This is a genomic window from Spirillospora sp. CA-142024 (genome assembly GCF_050942325.1).
GTDB lineage: Bacteria > Actinomycetota > Actinomycetes > Streptosporangiales > Streptosporangiaceae > Spirillospora.
On record NZ_CP192077.1, the window covers coordinates 6,631,807 to 6,646,046 of the forward strand.

Below are 14,240 nucleotides of genomic sequence, written 5' to 3' on the forward strand. Positions count from 1 at the left end.
GGTGTGACGCCGCTCGAACGACTAAAGATCGCGGAGGAAGGCGAGCATGGCGCCGGTGACCTCGGCGGGACGCTCCTGCTGCGTCCAGTGGCCGCATCCGGACAGCCAGACGGTGTCGCGGAGGTTGGGCACGAAGTCGGTCATGGAGTCGATCGCGTCCCGGGAGCCGACGGCGACGATGTCGCGGTCGCCGGCGATGAACAGGGCGGGCGGGCCGATCGGGGCGCGGTGCCAGGCGGCGGTCAGCTCCCAGTTGCGGTCGAGGTTGCGGTACCAGTTGACCGGGCCGGTGAAGCCGCTCTCCGCGTACTCCTCCACGTAGGTCGCGATGTCGTCCTCGGTGAGCCAGCCGGGCATCTTCTCCGGCTCCGGCAGGACGTCGAGGAAGCCGCCGTCCGGCGGAGCGATCAGTGCCGGGGCGGGGCCGTCGCCCGACGTCGCGTACAGCATCCGGCGGAAGGTGGCCGCCCGGTCACGGTCGAGTTCGGCCTCGGGGAGGTCCGGCTGCTGGAAGCGCACCATGTAGAAGCCGTCGCCGAACAGGCCGCGCATGGCCTCGACCGGCGGCCTGCTGCTGCGCGGCCGGTGCGGGACCGACATCCCGATCACCCCGCGAACCTTGTCCGGGCGCATCTGCGCGACGGCCCAGGCGACGGGCGCGCCCCAGTCGTGGCCGGCGACGACGGCGCGTTCGGCGCCGAGCGCGTCGATGAGCCCGACCGCGTCCCCGGCCAGATGCAGGACCGTGTACTGATCGGTTCCGGCGGGGCCGCCCGTCCGGGCGTAGCCGCGCTGGTCTGGGGCGACGGCATGGAACCCGGCGTCGGCGAGCGCGGTGAGCTGGTGGCGCCAGGAGTACCAGCATTCGGGGAAGCCGTGCAGGAGCAGGACGAGCGGCCCCTCACCCGCCTCGGCGACGTGCATGCGCAGTCCGCTGCCCGACCGGACGAAGCGATGCGTGATCTCGGTCATCGATATCCCTTGCGGCGTGGCGGACTGTGGGGGCCAACGCTAGCCCGGCGCGTTCGCGGCCGGGACGCGGGATGGGGAACGGCGCGGATGCGGCGGGCCCATACCGTCCGCGGGTGGATTGTGTGTGCAGGGCACATGGGAGGGCGGGGTCCCGCTTCGTAGGTTCTGCGCATGACGAGCGTGACACCGCGGCCCGCCGCGGGGACTTCGGGGACGCTGGATCTGGCGGGCCGGCGCGCCCTGGTCACCGGCGGCGCGGGCGGCATCGGCCGCGCCTGCGCCCGGCGGCTGGCGGCGGCGGGCGCCGAGGTGGTGGTGGCCGACATAGACGGAGACGCGGCGCAGCGCACCGCGGCCGAGATCGGCGGTGTCCCGCTGCTCGCCGATCTGGCCGATGTGGAGGCGCTCGGCGGGCTGGCGTCCGGGGTCGACATCCTCGTCAACAACGCGGGCATCCAGCATGTGGCGCCCATCCACGACTTCCCGCCCGAGACGTTCGCGCGGATCCTGCGGCTGATGCTGGAGGCGCCGTTCCGGCTCGTCCGGGACGCGCTGCCCGGCATGTACGAGCGGGGATGGGGGCGCATCGTCAACATCTCGTCCGTGCACGGGTTGCGGGCGTCGCCGTACAAGTCGGCATACGTGACGGCCAAGCACGGCCTTGAGGGGCTGTCCAAGGTGATCGCGCTGGAGGGGGCCGCGCACGGCGTGACGTCCAACTGCGTCAACCCCGCCTACGTCCGGACGCCGCTGGTGGAGAGCCAGATAGCCGACCAGGCGCGCACGCACGGCATGCCCCCGGACGAGGTCGTCGAACGCGTCATGCTGGAACGCGTGGCCGTGAAACGGCTGATCGAGCCGGACGAGGTGGCGGAACTCGTCGCCTACCTGTGCTCGCCGCCGGCGTCGATGGTGACCGGCGCGTCCCTGGCTCTCGACGGCGGCTGGACGGCGCACTGAGAATGGGCCGTATGACCTGCGGCGTCTTCCTCGAACTGCTGGCCCGCGAGGCCTCCCCCGTCGAGTTCGAGGGTCCCCTCGTCCAGGCGCGGGCGGAGGGCGCCTCGCCGGCCGTCCTGGAGGAGCTGGAGGCGGCCAAGCTGGCGGCGCTTCGGGTCCGGACGATCATGCGGCGGCACGCCCGCCGGGAGACGGAGCTCGCGGCGCTGTTCGACACCGCGAGCGACCTCGCCGGGCTGCGCGACCTCGACGCGGTCCTGGAGGCGATCACCCGCCGCGCCCGGCGGCTGCTGAACGCCGACATCGCCTACCTGACGCTGAACGACGACGAGCGCGGCGACACCTACATGCGGGTGACGGACGGGTCGGTGTCGGCGGCGTTCCGGCGGCTGCGGCTGCCGATGGGCACCGGCCTCGTCGGACTGGTCGCGCAGACCGCGATGCCGTACAACAGCGCCCACTACCTCGGGGACGAGCAGTTCCAGCACCGCGGTTTCATCGATGACGCGGTCTCCGAGGAGGGCCTGGTCGCCATTCTCGGCGTGCCGATGCGGCTGGGCAGCCGCGTCATCGGCGTCCTGACGGCCGCGAACCGGAGCGAGCGTCCGTTCGACCAGGAAGAGGTGGCGCTGCTCGGTTCCCTGGCCGCACATGCCGCGATCGCCATCGACAACGCCCGTCTTCTGGAAGAGACCCGCACCGCTCTGGAGGAACTGAGCGGCGCCAACGAAGAGGTCAAGGCGCGTAGCGCGGCCGTAGAGCGGGCGGCGCGCGCGCACGACCGGATGACCGCCGTCGTGGTCCGGGGTGGTGGCGTCGAGGACGTCGGCGCGGTCGTGACCGAGTTGCTGGGCGGCACCCTGCACGTGCTGGACGCGGACGGCCGCCACCTCGCCACGACCGGCGTGGCGTCGGCACCGCTCAGCGACACCGAGCTGGTCGGCGTGTCGGCATCGGCGCACTCTGCGCGCGCGCAGGGCCGGACGGTCCGGCGCGGCGATCTGTGGATCGCCTCGGTGTCCACCGGTGACGAGATGCTCGGCACGCTGGTGCTGCGTACGGCCGACGAGGTGGACGACGCCGACCAGCGGATCCTGGAGCGTGCCGCGCTCGTCACCGCGCTGCTGCTGCTGTTCCAGCGCAGCGTCACCGAGGCGGAGGGACGGGTCCGCGGCGAGCTGCTGGACGACCTGCTCTCCGGCCGCCGGGCGGGCGCGGAGGCGCTCACGGCACGGGCACGGCGCGTGAACGTAGACCTTTGCGCCCCGCACGTGGTGCTGTGCGCCAAGTACGACTCCCGGGAACACAGGCAGCGAGCCGCGTTCTGGGCGTCGTCCTTCGCGGCCGTGGAACACGGGCTGGCCGCCTCGCGCGCGGAGGAGATCGTCCTGCTGCTGCCGGGCGACCGGCCGGGCGACACCGCGCGCCGGGTCGCCAAGGAACTCGGCGCCTCCCTCGGCGGTCCGGCCACGGTCGGCGCGGCCGGGCCGGTGCGCGGTCCGGGCGGGGTCGCGTCGGCGCACCGCGAGGCGCAGCGCTGCGCCGACGCCCTGCTGGCCCTCGGACGCCTCGGCGACGGCGCAGGCGCGTCCGAGCTCGGCTTCGTCGGCCTGCTCATCGGGGACGACCGCGACGTGACGGGCTTCCTGGCGAGCGCGCTCGGGCCGGTCCTCGATTACGACGAGCGCCGTGGCACGTCCCTCGTCCAGACCCTTGAGGCCTACTTCGGCACCGGCGGCAGCCTGTCGCGGACGGCCGAGCGCCTCCACATCCACGTCAACACCGTCAGCCAGCGCCTGGACCGCATCGCCCGCCTCCTGGGCGACGACTGGCAGACCCCCGAGCGCGGCCTGGAACTCCAGCTCGCCCTGCGCCTGCACCGTCTTTCACGCTGAACGCGGTCTTTCACGCGGAACGCGGCGCGCCGCCCGCATGGACGGCACGCCGCGTGCGCGGTTCGAGGTCAGACGGAGGCGCCGACCTTGCTTTCGCTGGTCTCGGGGGCGGGACGCCGGCGGGCCGTCCGGGCGGCGATGAGATCGCGGGCGGTGCCCCAGACGCCGCGGCGGAACAGCAGCACGACCAGGATGAAGATCGCGCCGGTGATGATCCCGGTCTCCTCGAAGCCGGCCGTAGCCAGGTAGTCGTTCAGCTCCACGACCAGCGCGGCGCCGATGGCCCCGCCCCACAGCGTGCCGATGCCGCCGAGGACGACCATCATCACGGCCTGCCCCGAGGTCGTCCAATAGACGCCCTGCAAGGACGCGAAGCCGTGGCCGATGGTGAACAGTCCGCCGGCCAGGCCCGACAAGGCGGCCGACAAGACAAAGGCCAGCAGCTTGTAGCGGTCGATGCTGTAGCCGAGTGCCCGCGCCCTGTTCGGGTTGTCGCGGATGGACATCAGGACGCGTCCGAAGGGGGAACGAACGATGCGCCATGCGATGACCAGTCCCACCAACACGAATGGGAGTGCCGCGTAGTAGAAGTAGAACGGGTCTGACAGGTCGAGCCCGAAGAATTCTCTGGGGATGCCTTGCAGGCCGTTCTCTCCCCCGGTCGCGTCCCTCCACTGGTTGGCCACGAAGTAGACCATCTGCGCGAAGGCCAGGGTGACCATGGCGAAGTAGATGCCGCGCAGCCTGACCGACAGGAAACCGATCGGAACGGCCAGGACGGCCGCGAACGCCGCCCCGCCCAGCACGGCCACAGGGAAGGGCAGGCTGGAATGCAGCGCGATCAGCCCGGTCGCGTACCCGGAGCCGCCCCAGAAGGCGGCGTGCCCGAACGACAGGAGCCCGGTGAAGCCGAGCAGCAGGTCGACGGCGGCGGCGAACAGCGCCCAGCAGACGATGTCGAGCGCGACCGGCGGATAGATGAACCACGGCAGGACGAGCGCGACCACGATCCCGGCGGTAAGCAGGAAGGGCCGTCCGGCCAGCCTGGAGAGGATCACAGGGCCTCCTCGCGTCCGAACAGGCCGGCGGGGCGCCACAGCAGCACGACGGCCATGAGGATGAACACCAGCGTCTGCGAGAGCGACGGGACGTAGTAGTTGCCGAGGGCCGAGACGAGCCCGACCGCGAATCCGGCGGCGACCGAGCCGAACACCGATCCGAGCCCGCCGATCACCACCACGGCGAACACCGTGATGATCAGGTCGGAGCCCATCAGCGGGTTGACCGCCCGCATCGGCGCGGCGAGGACGCCGGCGAACGCGGCGAGGGCGATGCCGAACCCGAAGACGGGCGTCACCCAGCGGGCGACGTCGATGCCGAGCGCGCGGGACAGTTCGGGACGCTCCGTCGCCGCCCGGACGATCATGCCGACGCGGGTCCGGGTGAGCACCACCCACACGACCCCGCACACCAGCACCGACACCCCCAGCACGAACACCTGGTAGGCGGGGTAGGTGAACAGGCCGAGGTCGATCGACCCGCCCAGCGCCGACGGACGCGGATACGGCTGCGACTGCACGCCGTACTGCCGCTTAACCAGGTCTTGCAGGATCAGCGCCAGGCCGAAGGTGAACAGGAAGTTGTAGAGCGGATCCAGGGGCGCGAGACGGTGGATGAAGAGCCGCTCCAGGATCACGCCCACGACGCCCAGCACGACGGGGACGATCGGCAGCGCCAGCCAGAAGTTCACGCCGAACGAGTCGAGCAGGATGTACGAGCCGAACGCGCCGAGCATGTAGAACGCGCCGTGCGCGAAGTTGACCACGCCCAGCATTCCGAAGATGACGGCCAGGCCGAGGGCGAGCAGGGCGTAGAACGCCCCGCCCACCAGCCCGTTGAACGCCTGTTGCAGCACGTCGCCGCCCGCCTAGAGGTTGCAGGCCGGGTCGGGCTGCTGGAACGCCTCCGCCGCCGGAATCGTCTTGAGGATCTTCTCGTAGTCCCACGGCTCCTTGACCTCGCTCGCGGGCTTCACCTGGGCGGCGTAGGCGTCGTGGGTGAGCAGGTGGTCCTCGGGGCGGATCGTTCCGGTGGAGGTGAAGACGTCGTTGACCTTGTGGCCTTCGAGCTGCTTCACCACGCCGTCGGACTTGTCGGTGCCGCCACGCTGCACGGCCTCCAGGTACTGCAGCGCCGCCGAGTAGTCGGCCGCGTGCACGGCGGTCGGACGGGCGCCCGTCTTGGCCTTGAACTTGTCGGCCCAGGCGCGGTTGCCCTGGTTGGCGTTCCAGTACCAGAAGTCGGTGAAGTGCGTCCCGGCGAGGGCGTCCGAGCCGAGCGAGTGGATGTCGGTCAGGAACATCAGCCCGACGGCGAGGCCCACGCCCTTGTCGCGCAGCTTGTACTCGTTGTACTGCTTCACCAGGTTGACGAGGTCACCGCCCGCCTGCATGGCGCCGAGCACCTGCGGCTTGGGCTTCAGGCCGGGTGCCTTAAGCAGGAACGTGGAGAAGTTGTCGTTCGGGAAAGGCGTCGGGTCGCTCTTCACGACGTTCCCGCCGACGCCCTTCACGGCCGTGGTGAACGTCTTCTGCATGTCCTGGCCGAACGCGTAGTCCGGGTAGACGATGTACCAGTTCTTGGCGCCGTCCTTGGTCACCCCGGTCCCGGTGCCGTGCGCCAGCATGTAGCTGTTGTAGCCGTAGTGGAAGGTGTACTTGTTGCACTGCTTGCCTTCCAGCTCGGTGGTCGCGGCGCCGACGTCGATGAACACCTTCTTCTTGTTCTTGGCGACGGTGGCGACGGCGAGCGCGGCGGACGAGGTCGGCACGTCCACGATCAGGTCGGCCTTCTGCCGGTCGTAGAGCTCCTGCGCCTTGGAGTTGGCGACCTCGGGCTTGTTCTGGTGGTCGGCGGAGACGACCTCGATCTTGTCGGTCACGGCCTTGTCGCCGTACTTGGCCTTGAAGTCGGCGACGGCCATCTTCACCGCCTCGACCGCGTTCTTGCCCGACAGGTCCGCGTACACGCCGGACTGGTCGGTCAGCACCGCCAGGACGATCTTGCCATCGCTGATCTTGCCCCCGCCCCCGCCGGGTCCGCCCGCGCAGCCGGCCAGCAGCGCTCCGGCGGTCGCGAGCGCGGCCGAACGTCCCAAAACTCTCATGGGGTTGCTCCCTAGATTCCGAGGTACTGCAGGAGTTCGCTCTCGCGGGCGCGGACCTCGTCGTTGTCCATGGACTCGACGATCCGGCCCTCGGCGAGCAGGTGGTGGCGGTCGGCGACGGTCGCGGCGAAGTGCACGTTCTGCTCGATCAGCAGGACGGTCACCCCGGCCGCCTTGACCTCGCGGAGGATCTCGCCGATCTGCTGGACGATCAGCGGCGACAGGCCCTCGGTGGGCTCGTCGCACAGCAGCAGCCGGGCGCCCGTCCGGAGCACCCGGGCGAGCGCGAGCATCTGCTGCTCGCCGCCCGACAGCTTCGTCCCGGGGAACCGGCGCCGCTCCTTGAGGCGCGGGAACGTCGTGTACACCCGCTCCAGCGACCAGGGGTCGGGCCCCATGACAGGAGGCAGTGTCAGGTTCTCCTCCACCGAGAGCGTGGCGAAGATGCCGCGGTCGTCCGGGACGTAGCCGAGGCCGCGCCGCGCGCGCTTGTGGGAGCTCAGTGCGGAGATGTCCTCGTCCAGGAAACGCACCGTCCCCGACACGCCCTGGTGCAGGCCCATCAGGCTGCGCAGGAGCGTGGTCTTGCCGGCGCCGTTGCGCCCGACGAGGGTGACGATCTCGCCCTCGTCGACGTGCAGCGACACCTCGCGCAGGGCCTGCGCCTCGCCGTACCAGGCGGACAGTCCGTCAATGCGCAGCATTGGAGTCTCCGAGGTAGGCGGTGACGACGCGGGGGTCGTGGCGGATCTCGGCGTAGGGCCCCTCGACGAGGACCTGGCCGTGCTGCAGCACGGTGACGCGGTCGGCCAGGCTGGAGACGACGCTCATGTTGTGCTCGACCAGCACGACCGTCCGCCCGGCGCGCACCTTCTTGATGAGCTCGACGGTCCGGCCGACGTCCTCGACGCCCATGCCGGCGGTCGGCTCGTCCAGGAGCAGCACCTTGGGGTCGAGTGCCAAGGCCAGCGCCAGTTCCAGCGCGCGTTTGCGCCCGTAGGCCAGCGAGCCCGCCGGGACGTCCGCGTGCTCGTCCAGGCCGACCTGGCCGAGCAGTTCGGCGGCGCGCGCGGAGTAGCGTCCGAGCGCCTTGTCCGACCGCCAGAACCGCCAGCCGAGCCCGGTGCGCCCGGCGAGCGCGAGTTCCACGTGCTGCCGCGGCGTGAGTTCGGCGAACAGGCTCGTGATCTGGAACGACCTGGCGAGCCCCAGCTTCGCGATCCGCTCGGGCCGCCGCCCGGCCAGTTCGTGCCCGCCGAGCCGGACGCTGCCCGCGGTCGGCTTCAGGAACCCGGTGAGCAGGTTGAACAGCGTGGTCTTGCCGGCGCCGTTCGGGCCGACCAGCGCGTGGACGGACCCCTCGGCCACGTCGAGGTCCACGCCGTCCACGGCCCGGAAGCCGCGGAACTCCCTGACCAGGCCGCGCGCCGCCAGAACCGGGGCCTCCGGAACGGGGTCGCCCATGCGCCCTCCTCACGCTCGTCATAGGCGACCTGAACCACGCCGGGCCGCCGTGACCGGGAACGCTAGGTGGGACCCGCAGGCCGGACCATGTGAGCGGGCCCCACATTCGGACACCCCGATACGGGTGTGAGCCACATCACGTGCAGGTCACGACCATGGGCACATGGCCGCCCAGGCCGATATGTGGCCGGACCACGTGGTCGTGGTCACAAGCGGCGCTCACCATGACGGCACCTGACGTCCGTCCCCGAGGAGCCGGAATGCCGATCGTCCGCACCGCCCTTACCGCCGGCGCTCTCACCGCCGCTCTGGCCACGCCGGCACACGCGCACGACGGCCCCGGTTGCGAGGCGGGGCTCACCGTGCCGGGAGCGGAGAAGCAGGTGGCCGCGTGCCTGGACGACCTCACCACGGCGGGAACGACCGGCTCGGGCCACACCGTCCCCGCCGACTGGGCCGGCCTGCACGCCGCCGGGACGCGCAACCCGGCCGGTGTGCCGGGCATCCAGCTGGACGGCTACTTCCCGGACACCTCCACGACCAACGCCAACAACGGCTGGAACCACGACGCCCAGTTCGTCGTCCGCTTGCCCGAGCGCTGGAACGGCGGCCTCGTCGTCGCGGGCTCTCCCGGCAACCGGCGCCAGTACGCCAACGACTTCACCATCTCCGACTGGGCGCTCGCCAAGGGCTACGCCTATGCCGCGACGGACAAGGGCAACACGGGCACCGAGTTCTACAAAGACGGCCGCCGCCCCGGCGACGCCGTCGTCGAATGGAACGACCGGCTGACCCAGCTCACGCGAGCCGCCAGGAAGGTCGTCGCGGAACGGTACGGCCGCTCCCCGCGCCGCACCTACGCCGCGGGCATCTCCAACGGCGGCTACCTCGTCCGCTGGCAATTGGAGAACCGCCCGGAACTGTACGACGGCGGTATCGACGCCGAAGGCACGCTCTGGCGCGCCGACGGCCCGAATCTCTTCACCTACCTGCCGCCCATCCTCCGCGCCTACCCGTCGTACGCGGCCACCGGCGACCCGTCCGCCCACAAGGCGCTCCTGAAGGCGGGCCTGGCCTCCGGCTCGGAATTCCTCTGGCCATTCCACAACCAGGTCTATTGGGGACTCACCCAGCGCATATACCGCGAAGAGTTCGACCCCGGCTACACGGGAGAGGAGGCCGCCTACAACTACGCCGCACGCCCGAAGAAGGTCCACCGCGCCATCGCCCGTGTGGCCCTCACCGGCCGAATCCGCAAACCCCTGATCACTCTTCAGGGGACCTACGACTCGCTCCTGCCGATCAGCACCGACTCCGACGTCTACGCGAAACTCGTCCGCGCCGGCGGAAAGGCTTCCTACCGCTATTACCGCGTGGAAGCCGCCAACCATGTCGACGGCCTCTACGACTCCTACCCGGATCGCCTGCGCCCGCTCCTGCCCTGCATGCGGTCGGCTTTCACGGCCCTGGAGTCCTGGACGCAGGGCGGCACGCCCCCACCGGCGAGCGCCACGCTCTCCCGCCCCGCATCCGGCGACATCGTCAACACCTGCTCACTCGACTCTTGAACGAGGTCCCCCGCCATGAAACGCACCCCCTTCCTCGCGGCCGCCGCACTCGCCTTGGCGACCGTCACCGCCTCTCCCGCGTCCGCGGCCGCCCCCGCGGCGCTTCCCCGCCACACGATCAGCGCCTCGTTCGTCAGCGGCGTGTCCTCCGGCGGGTACATGGCCGACCAACTCCATGTCGCCTACTCCGGGACGTTCAAAGGCGCCGGCATTTTCAGCGCCGGGCCTTATCACTGCGCGAGAGGCAACGTGACGACGGCGCAGCTCGCGTGCATGAACGACCTCTACGACGACAATCCCGCGGAATTGGAGCGGACCGCCCGCGACCGGGCGTCACAGGGAAGCATCGACCCCGTGGGCAATCTGTCCGGGCATCCGGTGTGGATCTACCACGGGACGAACGACTCCACGGTGAAGCAATCGGTGAACGACGACCTCGCCGGGTTCTACCGGGATTTCGGGGCCTCCGTCTCCTACACGAAGACCTCGCCGGCCGGGCACGCCTGGGTGAGCCCGATAGGGCCGAATCCGTGCTCCGCCACCTACACCCCGTACGTCAACAAGTGCAGTGACGATCCCGAAAACGCGATGCTGGGGCATCTGCTCGGCTCGGTGGCGGCACCGGCGTCCGCTCCCGGCGGCACGCTCACGCAGTTCGACCAGAACGCCTATGCGCCGGGCGGGAGCGCGTCGTCCATCAGCATGGACGCGACGGGCTTCGTGTACGTCCCACCGGCATGCGGGTCGGCGTCATGCCGGCTGATGGTGGCGCTCCACGGCTGCCAGCAGGGTCGGAGCGTCGTCGGGACGACGTTCGCGACGAAGACGTATCTCAACGAGTACGCCGACACCAACAACATGATCGTCCTGTACCCGCAGGCCACCGCGTCGAGCTGGACGGGCGGCAACCCGCAGGGCTGCTGGAACTGGTGGGGCTACGGCGGCGACACCGCCTACGACATGAAGGGCGGCAAGCAGATCGAGACCATCATGCGCATGGTCCACGCCCTGGGCGGCTGACCGTCAGAGCTTGGACCGCGTCCACGCGACCAGGTCGCCGGCCGGAAGGGTGTTGACGATCCGGGACGCGGGCACCGCGCACCGGGCGGCTCGCTCGCAGCCGAAGGACTGCCAGTCGAGCTGCCCCGGCGCGTGGGCGTCGGAGTCGATGGAGAACCGGCAGCCCGCCTCGACCGCGAGGCGCAGCAGGCGTTTGGGCGGGTCGAGGCGTTCCGGACGGGAGTTGATCTCGACGGCGACGTCGTAGGCGGCGCAGGCGTCGAAGACGAGGGCTGCGTCGAACTCCGACTCCGGACGCAGGCCGCCGCGCTTGCCGCCGGCTTTGACGATCCGCCCGGTGCAGTGCCCGAGGACGTTCACCCGCGGGTTCGCGATCGCGGCGACCATGCGCTTCGTCATCGCGACGCGGTCCATGCGGAGCTTGGAGTGGACGCTGGCGACGACGACGTCGAGGCGGTCGAGCAGATCGGCGTCCTGGTCGAGGGCGCCGTCCTCCAGGATGTCCACCTCGATGCCGGTGAGTATGCGGAAGGGCGCGAGGTCCGCGTTGAGTTCGGCGACGACGTCGAGCTGGCGGCGCAGGCGGTCGGCCGACAGGCCGTTGGCGACCTTCAGGCGCGGCGAGTGGTCGGTGAGCGCGAGGTACTCGTGGCCGAGGGAGCGGGCGGTCTCGGCCATCTCCAGGATCGGGGACCCTCCGTCCGACCAGTCGCTGTGGGTGTGCAGGTCGCCCTTCAGCGCGGCGCGGAGCGCGGCCGTGGTCTCGTCCACCGGCTCGCCCTCGGTCGCCTCCAGCCGCCGCAGGTAGACGGGGGTCTCGCCGCGCAGGGCCTCCTCGATCACCAGGGCGGTGACCTTGCCGATGCCGGGCAGCGCGGTCAGTGTTCCCTCGCGGGCGCGGTCGGCCAGCTCGCCGGAGGGCGTCTGCCCGACGAGGTCGGCGGCCGTGCGGAACGCCCGGACGCGGTAGGTCGGCTCATGGGCGCGCTCCAGGAGGAATGCGATCCGGCGCAGCGCTTCGACGGGCTCCACGCCTCGCACGGTACCCAGGTATGACCCGGCGCGTCCCACCGCGGTGTCATCCGAGTGAGACCGGGCCTCTCTAGCCTGGGGCCCATGGCCGGGGAGAACCTGACACTGCGGAGCGTCCTGCGCGACGTGCTGCTGGCCGCCGCCGTGACCGGCAAGGCGGACCTGGCCCCGCTGAACCGGCCGTGGCCGCTGCTGCTGCGGTGGACGCGGTATATCGGCGTCGGGCGGCTGCCGTACGGGCTCGTGACGAACCTCTTCGGGCTGGCGCTCACGGTCGGGCTGGTCGCCGGGACGGTGTCGCTGCTGACGACCGAGACCGCGCGGCGCGGCATCGACGTGTCCGACGGGACGAAGCTGTTCATCGCGGTCGCGGTGACGGCGCCGCTCGCGCTGCGGGACAGGCATCCGCTCGGCGCGTGGCGGCTGAGCTTCGTGTCGATGGCGCTGATCGACGTCGACGGGTGGCTGACCGTCCCGTACGTCCCGGCGGGCACGTTCGCGGCGATCGTGTGCGTGTACACGGTCGCGGTGCGCTGCTCGCGCGACATCACCCTGGGCGTCGGGATCATCTCCTTCGCCGGGGTGTGGCTCAAGGACCCGGAGACCGGGCCCGGGGCGTCGGTGCTGCTCCTGCTGCCGTTGGCCGTCGGCTACGCCGTCCGCGTCCGGCAGACGTCCCGGCGCGAGCTGGCCGAGCAGGAGAGGCGGCACCAGGACGCCGAGGCGGTGCTGACCGAGCGGCAGCGGATCGCGCGGGAGCTGCACGACGTCGTCGCGCACCACATGTCGATGATCGCGATCCAGGCGGAGGCGGCGCCGTACAAGGTCGAGGACGTCCCGGACGAGACGCGCCGGGATCTGGCGGAGATCCGCGCGACCGCTCTCGACGCGCTGACGGAGCTGCGCCGGATCCTCGGCGTGCTCCGCGCGGAGGACGGCGCCGAGACCGCGCCGCAGCCGAGCCTTGAACGGCTGGACGAACTCGTCGGCAACGCGCGGGGCGCCGGCCTGCGCGTCGAGACCCGGCTGCGCGGCGACCTCGCCGGCCTTCCGCCGGGCGTGGGGCTCACCGCGTACCGGATCCTGCAGGAGGCGCTGAGCAACGCCATGCGGCACACGCCCGGTTCGCGGGTGGAGGTCGAGGTGTCCCACGAGGACGGCATAGTGTGGCTCGGCGTCGTCAACGGCCCGGCCCGCGACGGCCAGGCCGGCGGCACGCCGCTCCCGGGCGGCGGCCACGGGCTGGTCGGGATGCGGGAGCGGGCCGCCGCGCTGGGCGGCGAGCTGACCGCCCGCCCGACCCCCCAGGGAGGATTCGCCGTGACCGCCAGCCTGCCGGTGAAGACGCGGGACGCGACGTGACCATCCGGGTCGTGATCGTCGACGACCAGGGCATGGTGCGCACCGGATTCGGCGTGCTGCTCAACGCCCAGCCCGACATCGAGGTCGTCGGCGAGGCCGTCAACGGCGAGGAGGGCGTGCGCCGCGTCGCCGAGCTGCGTCCCGACGTGGTGCTGATGGACGTCCGGATGCCGGTGATGGACGGCCTGGAGGCGACCCGCCGGCTGCTCGACGGCGCCCTGGACGGGGCTGTCGACGGCGCCGTCGACGGCGCCCCGAAGATCCTCATGCTGACGACGTTCGACCTGGACGACTACGTCTACGCGGCGCTGCGGGCCGGGGCCAGCGGGTTCCTGCTGAAGGACGCCTCCGCGACCGAGCTCGCCGAGGCGGTGCGGGTCGTGGCGGCGGGCGACGCGCTGCTGTCCCCGTCCATCACCCGGCGGCTCATCGCGGAGTTCTCCCGGCTCGGCGGGCCGCGGGCGCCGTCCCGCAAGCGGCTGGACGAGCTGACCGAGCGGGAGACCGAGGTCCTCGCGCTGGTGGCGCGCGGGCTGTCCAACGGCGAGATCGCCGGGCGGCTCGTCGTGGCCGAGCAGACCGTCAAGACGCATTTCGGGCGGATCCTGATGAAGCTCGGGCTGCGCGACCGCCCGCAGGCGATCGTCTACGCGTACGAAGTGGGGCTGGTGCGCCCCGGCGACTGATACCTGGGTCGCAGCCGTCGCACCCGGGTCGCACGGCGCAAGACCGCACCGCCGGTTGATCTCCGCTACGGCGTCCGATTTCTACCTTCCTGATCAGTGCGCAAAACCACTGACC

The 14,240-nt window shown here is 71.2% G+C and carries 13 protein-coding genes; 6 read left to right on the plus strand and 7 right to left on the minus strand.

From position 1 onward, the window contains the following. Nucleotides 1-21: 21 nt before the first annotated feature. The gene (locus tag ACQPZP_RS31400; RefSeq protein WP_433473322.1) at nucleotides 22-972 is read right to left on the minus strand and encodes an alpha/beta fold hydrolase; all 951 of its coding nucleotides are present in this window, start codon (nucleotides 970-972) and stop codon (nucleotides 22-24) included. A 171-nt stretch (nucleotides 973-1,143) separates the two neighbouring features. On the opposite strand from ACQPZP_RS31400, the gene ACQPZP_RS31405 reads away from it, so the two are divergent. Together ACQPZP_RS31405 and ACQPZP_RS31410 are read left to right on the plus strand one after the other, a co-directional pair. Next, complete coding sequence (locus tag ACQPZP_RS31405; RefSeq protein ID WP_433473323.1) at nucleotides 1,144-1,932, plus strand: 3-hydroxybutyrate dehydrogenase; 789 nt, start codon at nucleotides 1,144-1,146, stop codon at nucleotides 1,930-1,932. Between the two features lie 11 nt (nucleotides 1,933-1,943). Next, nucleotides 1,944-3,827, plus strand: a complete 1,884-nt coding sequence (locus tag ACQPZP_RS31410) for a helix-turn-helix domain-containing protein (RefSeq protein ID WP_433473324.1) — start codon at nucleotides 1,944-1,946, stop codon at nucleotides 3,825-3,827. Between the two features lie 68 nt (nucleotides 3,828-3,895). Here ACQPZP_RS31410 and ACQPZP_RS31415 read toward each other — a convergent pair whose 3' ends face one another. The 5 genes from ACQPZP_RS31415 to ACQPZP_RS31435 are packed head-to-tail and all read right to left on the minus strand — an operon-like array spanning nucleotide 3,896 to nucleotide 8,457. Then, entirely contained in the window at nucleotides 3,896-4,885 is a 990-nt protein-coding gene (locus ACQPZP_RS31415; RefSeq protein WP_433473325.1) for a branched-chain amino acid ABC transporter permease, read from the minus strand. After that, nucleotides 4,882-5,742, minus strand: a complete 861-nt coding sequence (locus tag ACQPZP_RS31420) for a branched-chain amino acid ABC transporter permease (protein ID WP_433473326.1) — start codon at nucleotides 5,740-5,742, stop codon at nucleotides 4,882-4,884. The genes ACQPZP_RS31415 and ACQPZP_RS31420 overlap by 4 nt, the downstream gene beginning before the upstream one ends. Before the next feature lie 12 nt (nucleotides 5,743-5,754). Continuing rightward, nucleotides 5,755-6,993, minus strand: coding sequence for an ABC transporter substrate-binding protein (locus ACQPZP_RS31425; RefSeq protein WP_433473327.1), 1,239 nt, complete (start codon nucleotides 6,991-6,993; stop codon nucleotides 5,755-5,757). A gap of 11 nt (nucleotides 6,994-7,004) precedes the next feature. Then, nucleotides 7,005-7,697, minus strand: a complete 693-nt coding sequence (locus tag ACQPZP_RS31430) for an ABC transporter ATP-binding protein (RefSeq protein WP_433462982.1) — start codon at nucleotides 7,695-7,697, stop codon at nucleotides 7,005-7,007. Next, nucleotides 7,684-8,457: an ABC transporter ATP-binding protein gene (locus ACQPZP_RS31435; protein WP_433473328.1), complete on the minus strand. Its 774-nt coding sequence runs from the start codon at nucleotides 8,455-8,457 to the stop codon at nucleotides 7,684-7,686. Before ACQPZP_RS31435 ends, ACQPZP_RS31430 begins: the two co-directional genes overlap by 14 nt. Before the next feature lie 260 nt (nucleotides 8,458-8,717). Here ACQPZP_RS31435 and ACQPZP_RS31440 point away from each other — a divergent pair, with 260 nt between their 5' ends. Both ACQPZP_RS31440 and ACQPZP_RS31445 read left to right on the plus strand, forming a co-directional pair. Then, the gene (locus tag ACQPZP_RS31440; RefSeq protein ID WP_433473329.1) at nucleotides 8,718-10,025 is read left to right on the plus strand and encodes a tannase/feruloyl esterase family alpha/beta hydrolase; all 1,308 of its coding nucleotides are present in this window, start codon (nucleotides 8,718-8,720) and stop codon (nucleotides 10,023-10,025) included. Nucleotides 10,026-10,040: 15 nt separating this feature from the next. Then, nucleotides 10,041-11,045, plus strand: a complete 1,005-nt coding sequence (locus tag ACQPZP_RS31445; protein ID WP_433473330.1) for an extracellular catalytic domain type 2 short-chain-length polyhydroxyalkanoate depolymerase — start codon at nucleotides 10,041-10,043, stop codon at nucleotides 11,043-11,045. Nucleotides 11,046-11,048: 3 nt separating this feature from the next. On the opposite strand, the gene ACQPZP_RS31450 is transcribed toward ACQPZP_RS31445, so the two are convergent. Further along, nucleotides 11,049-12,077, minus strand: coding sequence for a PHP domain-containing protein (locus ACQPZP_RS31450; RefSeq protein WP_433473331.1), 1,029 nt, complete (start codon nucleotides 12,075-12,077; stop codon nucleotides 11,049-11,051). Nucleotides 12,078-12,161: 84 nt separating this feature from the next. Between ACQPZP_RS31450 and ACQPZP_RS31455 the strand changes: the two genes are divergently transcribed. Continuing rightward, entirely contained in the window at nucleotides 12,162-13,439 is a 1,278-nt protein-coding gene (locus tag ACQPZP_RS31455; protein ID WP_433473332.1) for a sensor histidine kinase, read from the plus strand. Continuing rightward, nucleotides 13,436-14,125 (plus strand): response regulator, encoded by a 690-nt coding sequence (locus ACQPZP_RS31460; protein WP_433473333.1) that lies wholly within the window; start codon nucleotides 13,436-13,438, stop codon nucleotides 14,123-14,125. The genes ACQPZP_RS31455 and ACQPZP_RS31460 overlap by 4 nt, the downstream gene beginning before the upstream one ends. The last annotated feature ends 115 nt before the right edge of the window (nucleotides 14,126-14,240 follow it).

Bases quoted from the DNA above. Each gene is read 5' to 3' on its own strand.
- ACQPZP_RS31400 (WP_433473322.1), bottom strand. From the start codon at position 972: ATGACCGAGATCACGCATCGCTTCGTCCGGTCGGGCAGCGGACTGCGC.
- ACQPZP_RS31405 (WP_433473323.1), top strand. From the start codon at position 1,144: ATGACGAGCGTGACACCGCGGCCCGCCGCGGGGACTTCGGGGACGCTG.
- ACQPZP_RS31410 (WP_433473324.1), top strand. From the start codon at position 1,944: ATGACCTGCGGCGTCTTCCTCGAACTGCTGGCCCGCGAGGCCTCCCCC.
- ACQPZP_RS31425 (WP_433473327.1), bottom strand. From the start codon at position 6,993: ATGAGAGTTTTGGGACGTTCGGCCGCGCTCGCGACCGCCGGAGCGCTG.
- ACQPZP_RS31430 (WP_433462982.1), bottom strand. From the start codon at position 7,697: ATGCTGCGCATTGACGGACTGTCCGCCTGGTACGGCGAGGCGCAGGCC.
- ACQPZP_RS31435 (WP_433473328.1), bottom strand. From the start codon at position 8,457: ATGGGCGACCCCGTTCCGGAGGCCCCGGTTCTGGCGGCGCGCGGCCTG.
- ACQPZP_RS31440 (WP_433473329.1), top strand. From the start codon at position 8,718: ATGCCGATCGTCCGCACCGCCCTTACCGCCGGCGCTCTCACCGCCGCT.
- ACQPZP_RS31445 (WP_433473330.1), top strand. From the start codon at position 10,041: ATGAAACGCACCCCCTTCCTCGCGGCCGCCGCACTCGCCTTGGCGACC.
- ACQPZP_RS31455 (WP_433473332.1), top strand. From the start codon at position 12,162: ATGGCCGGGGAGAACCTGACACTGCGGAGCGTCCTGCGCGACGTGCTG.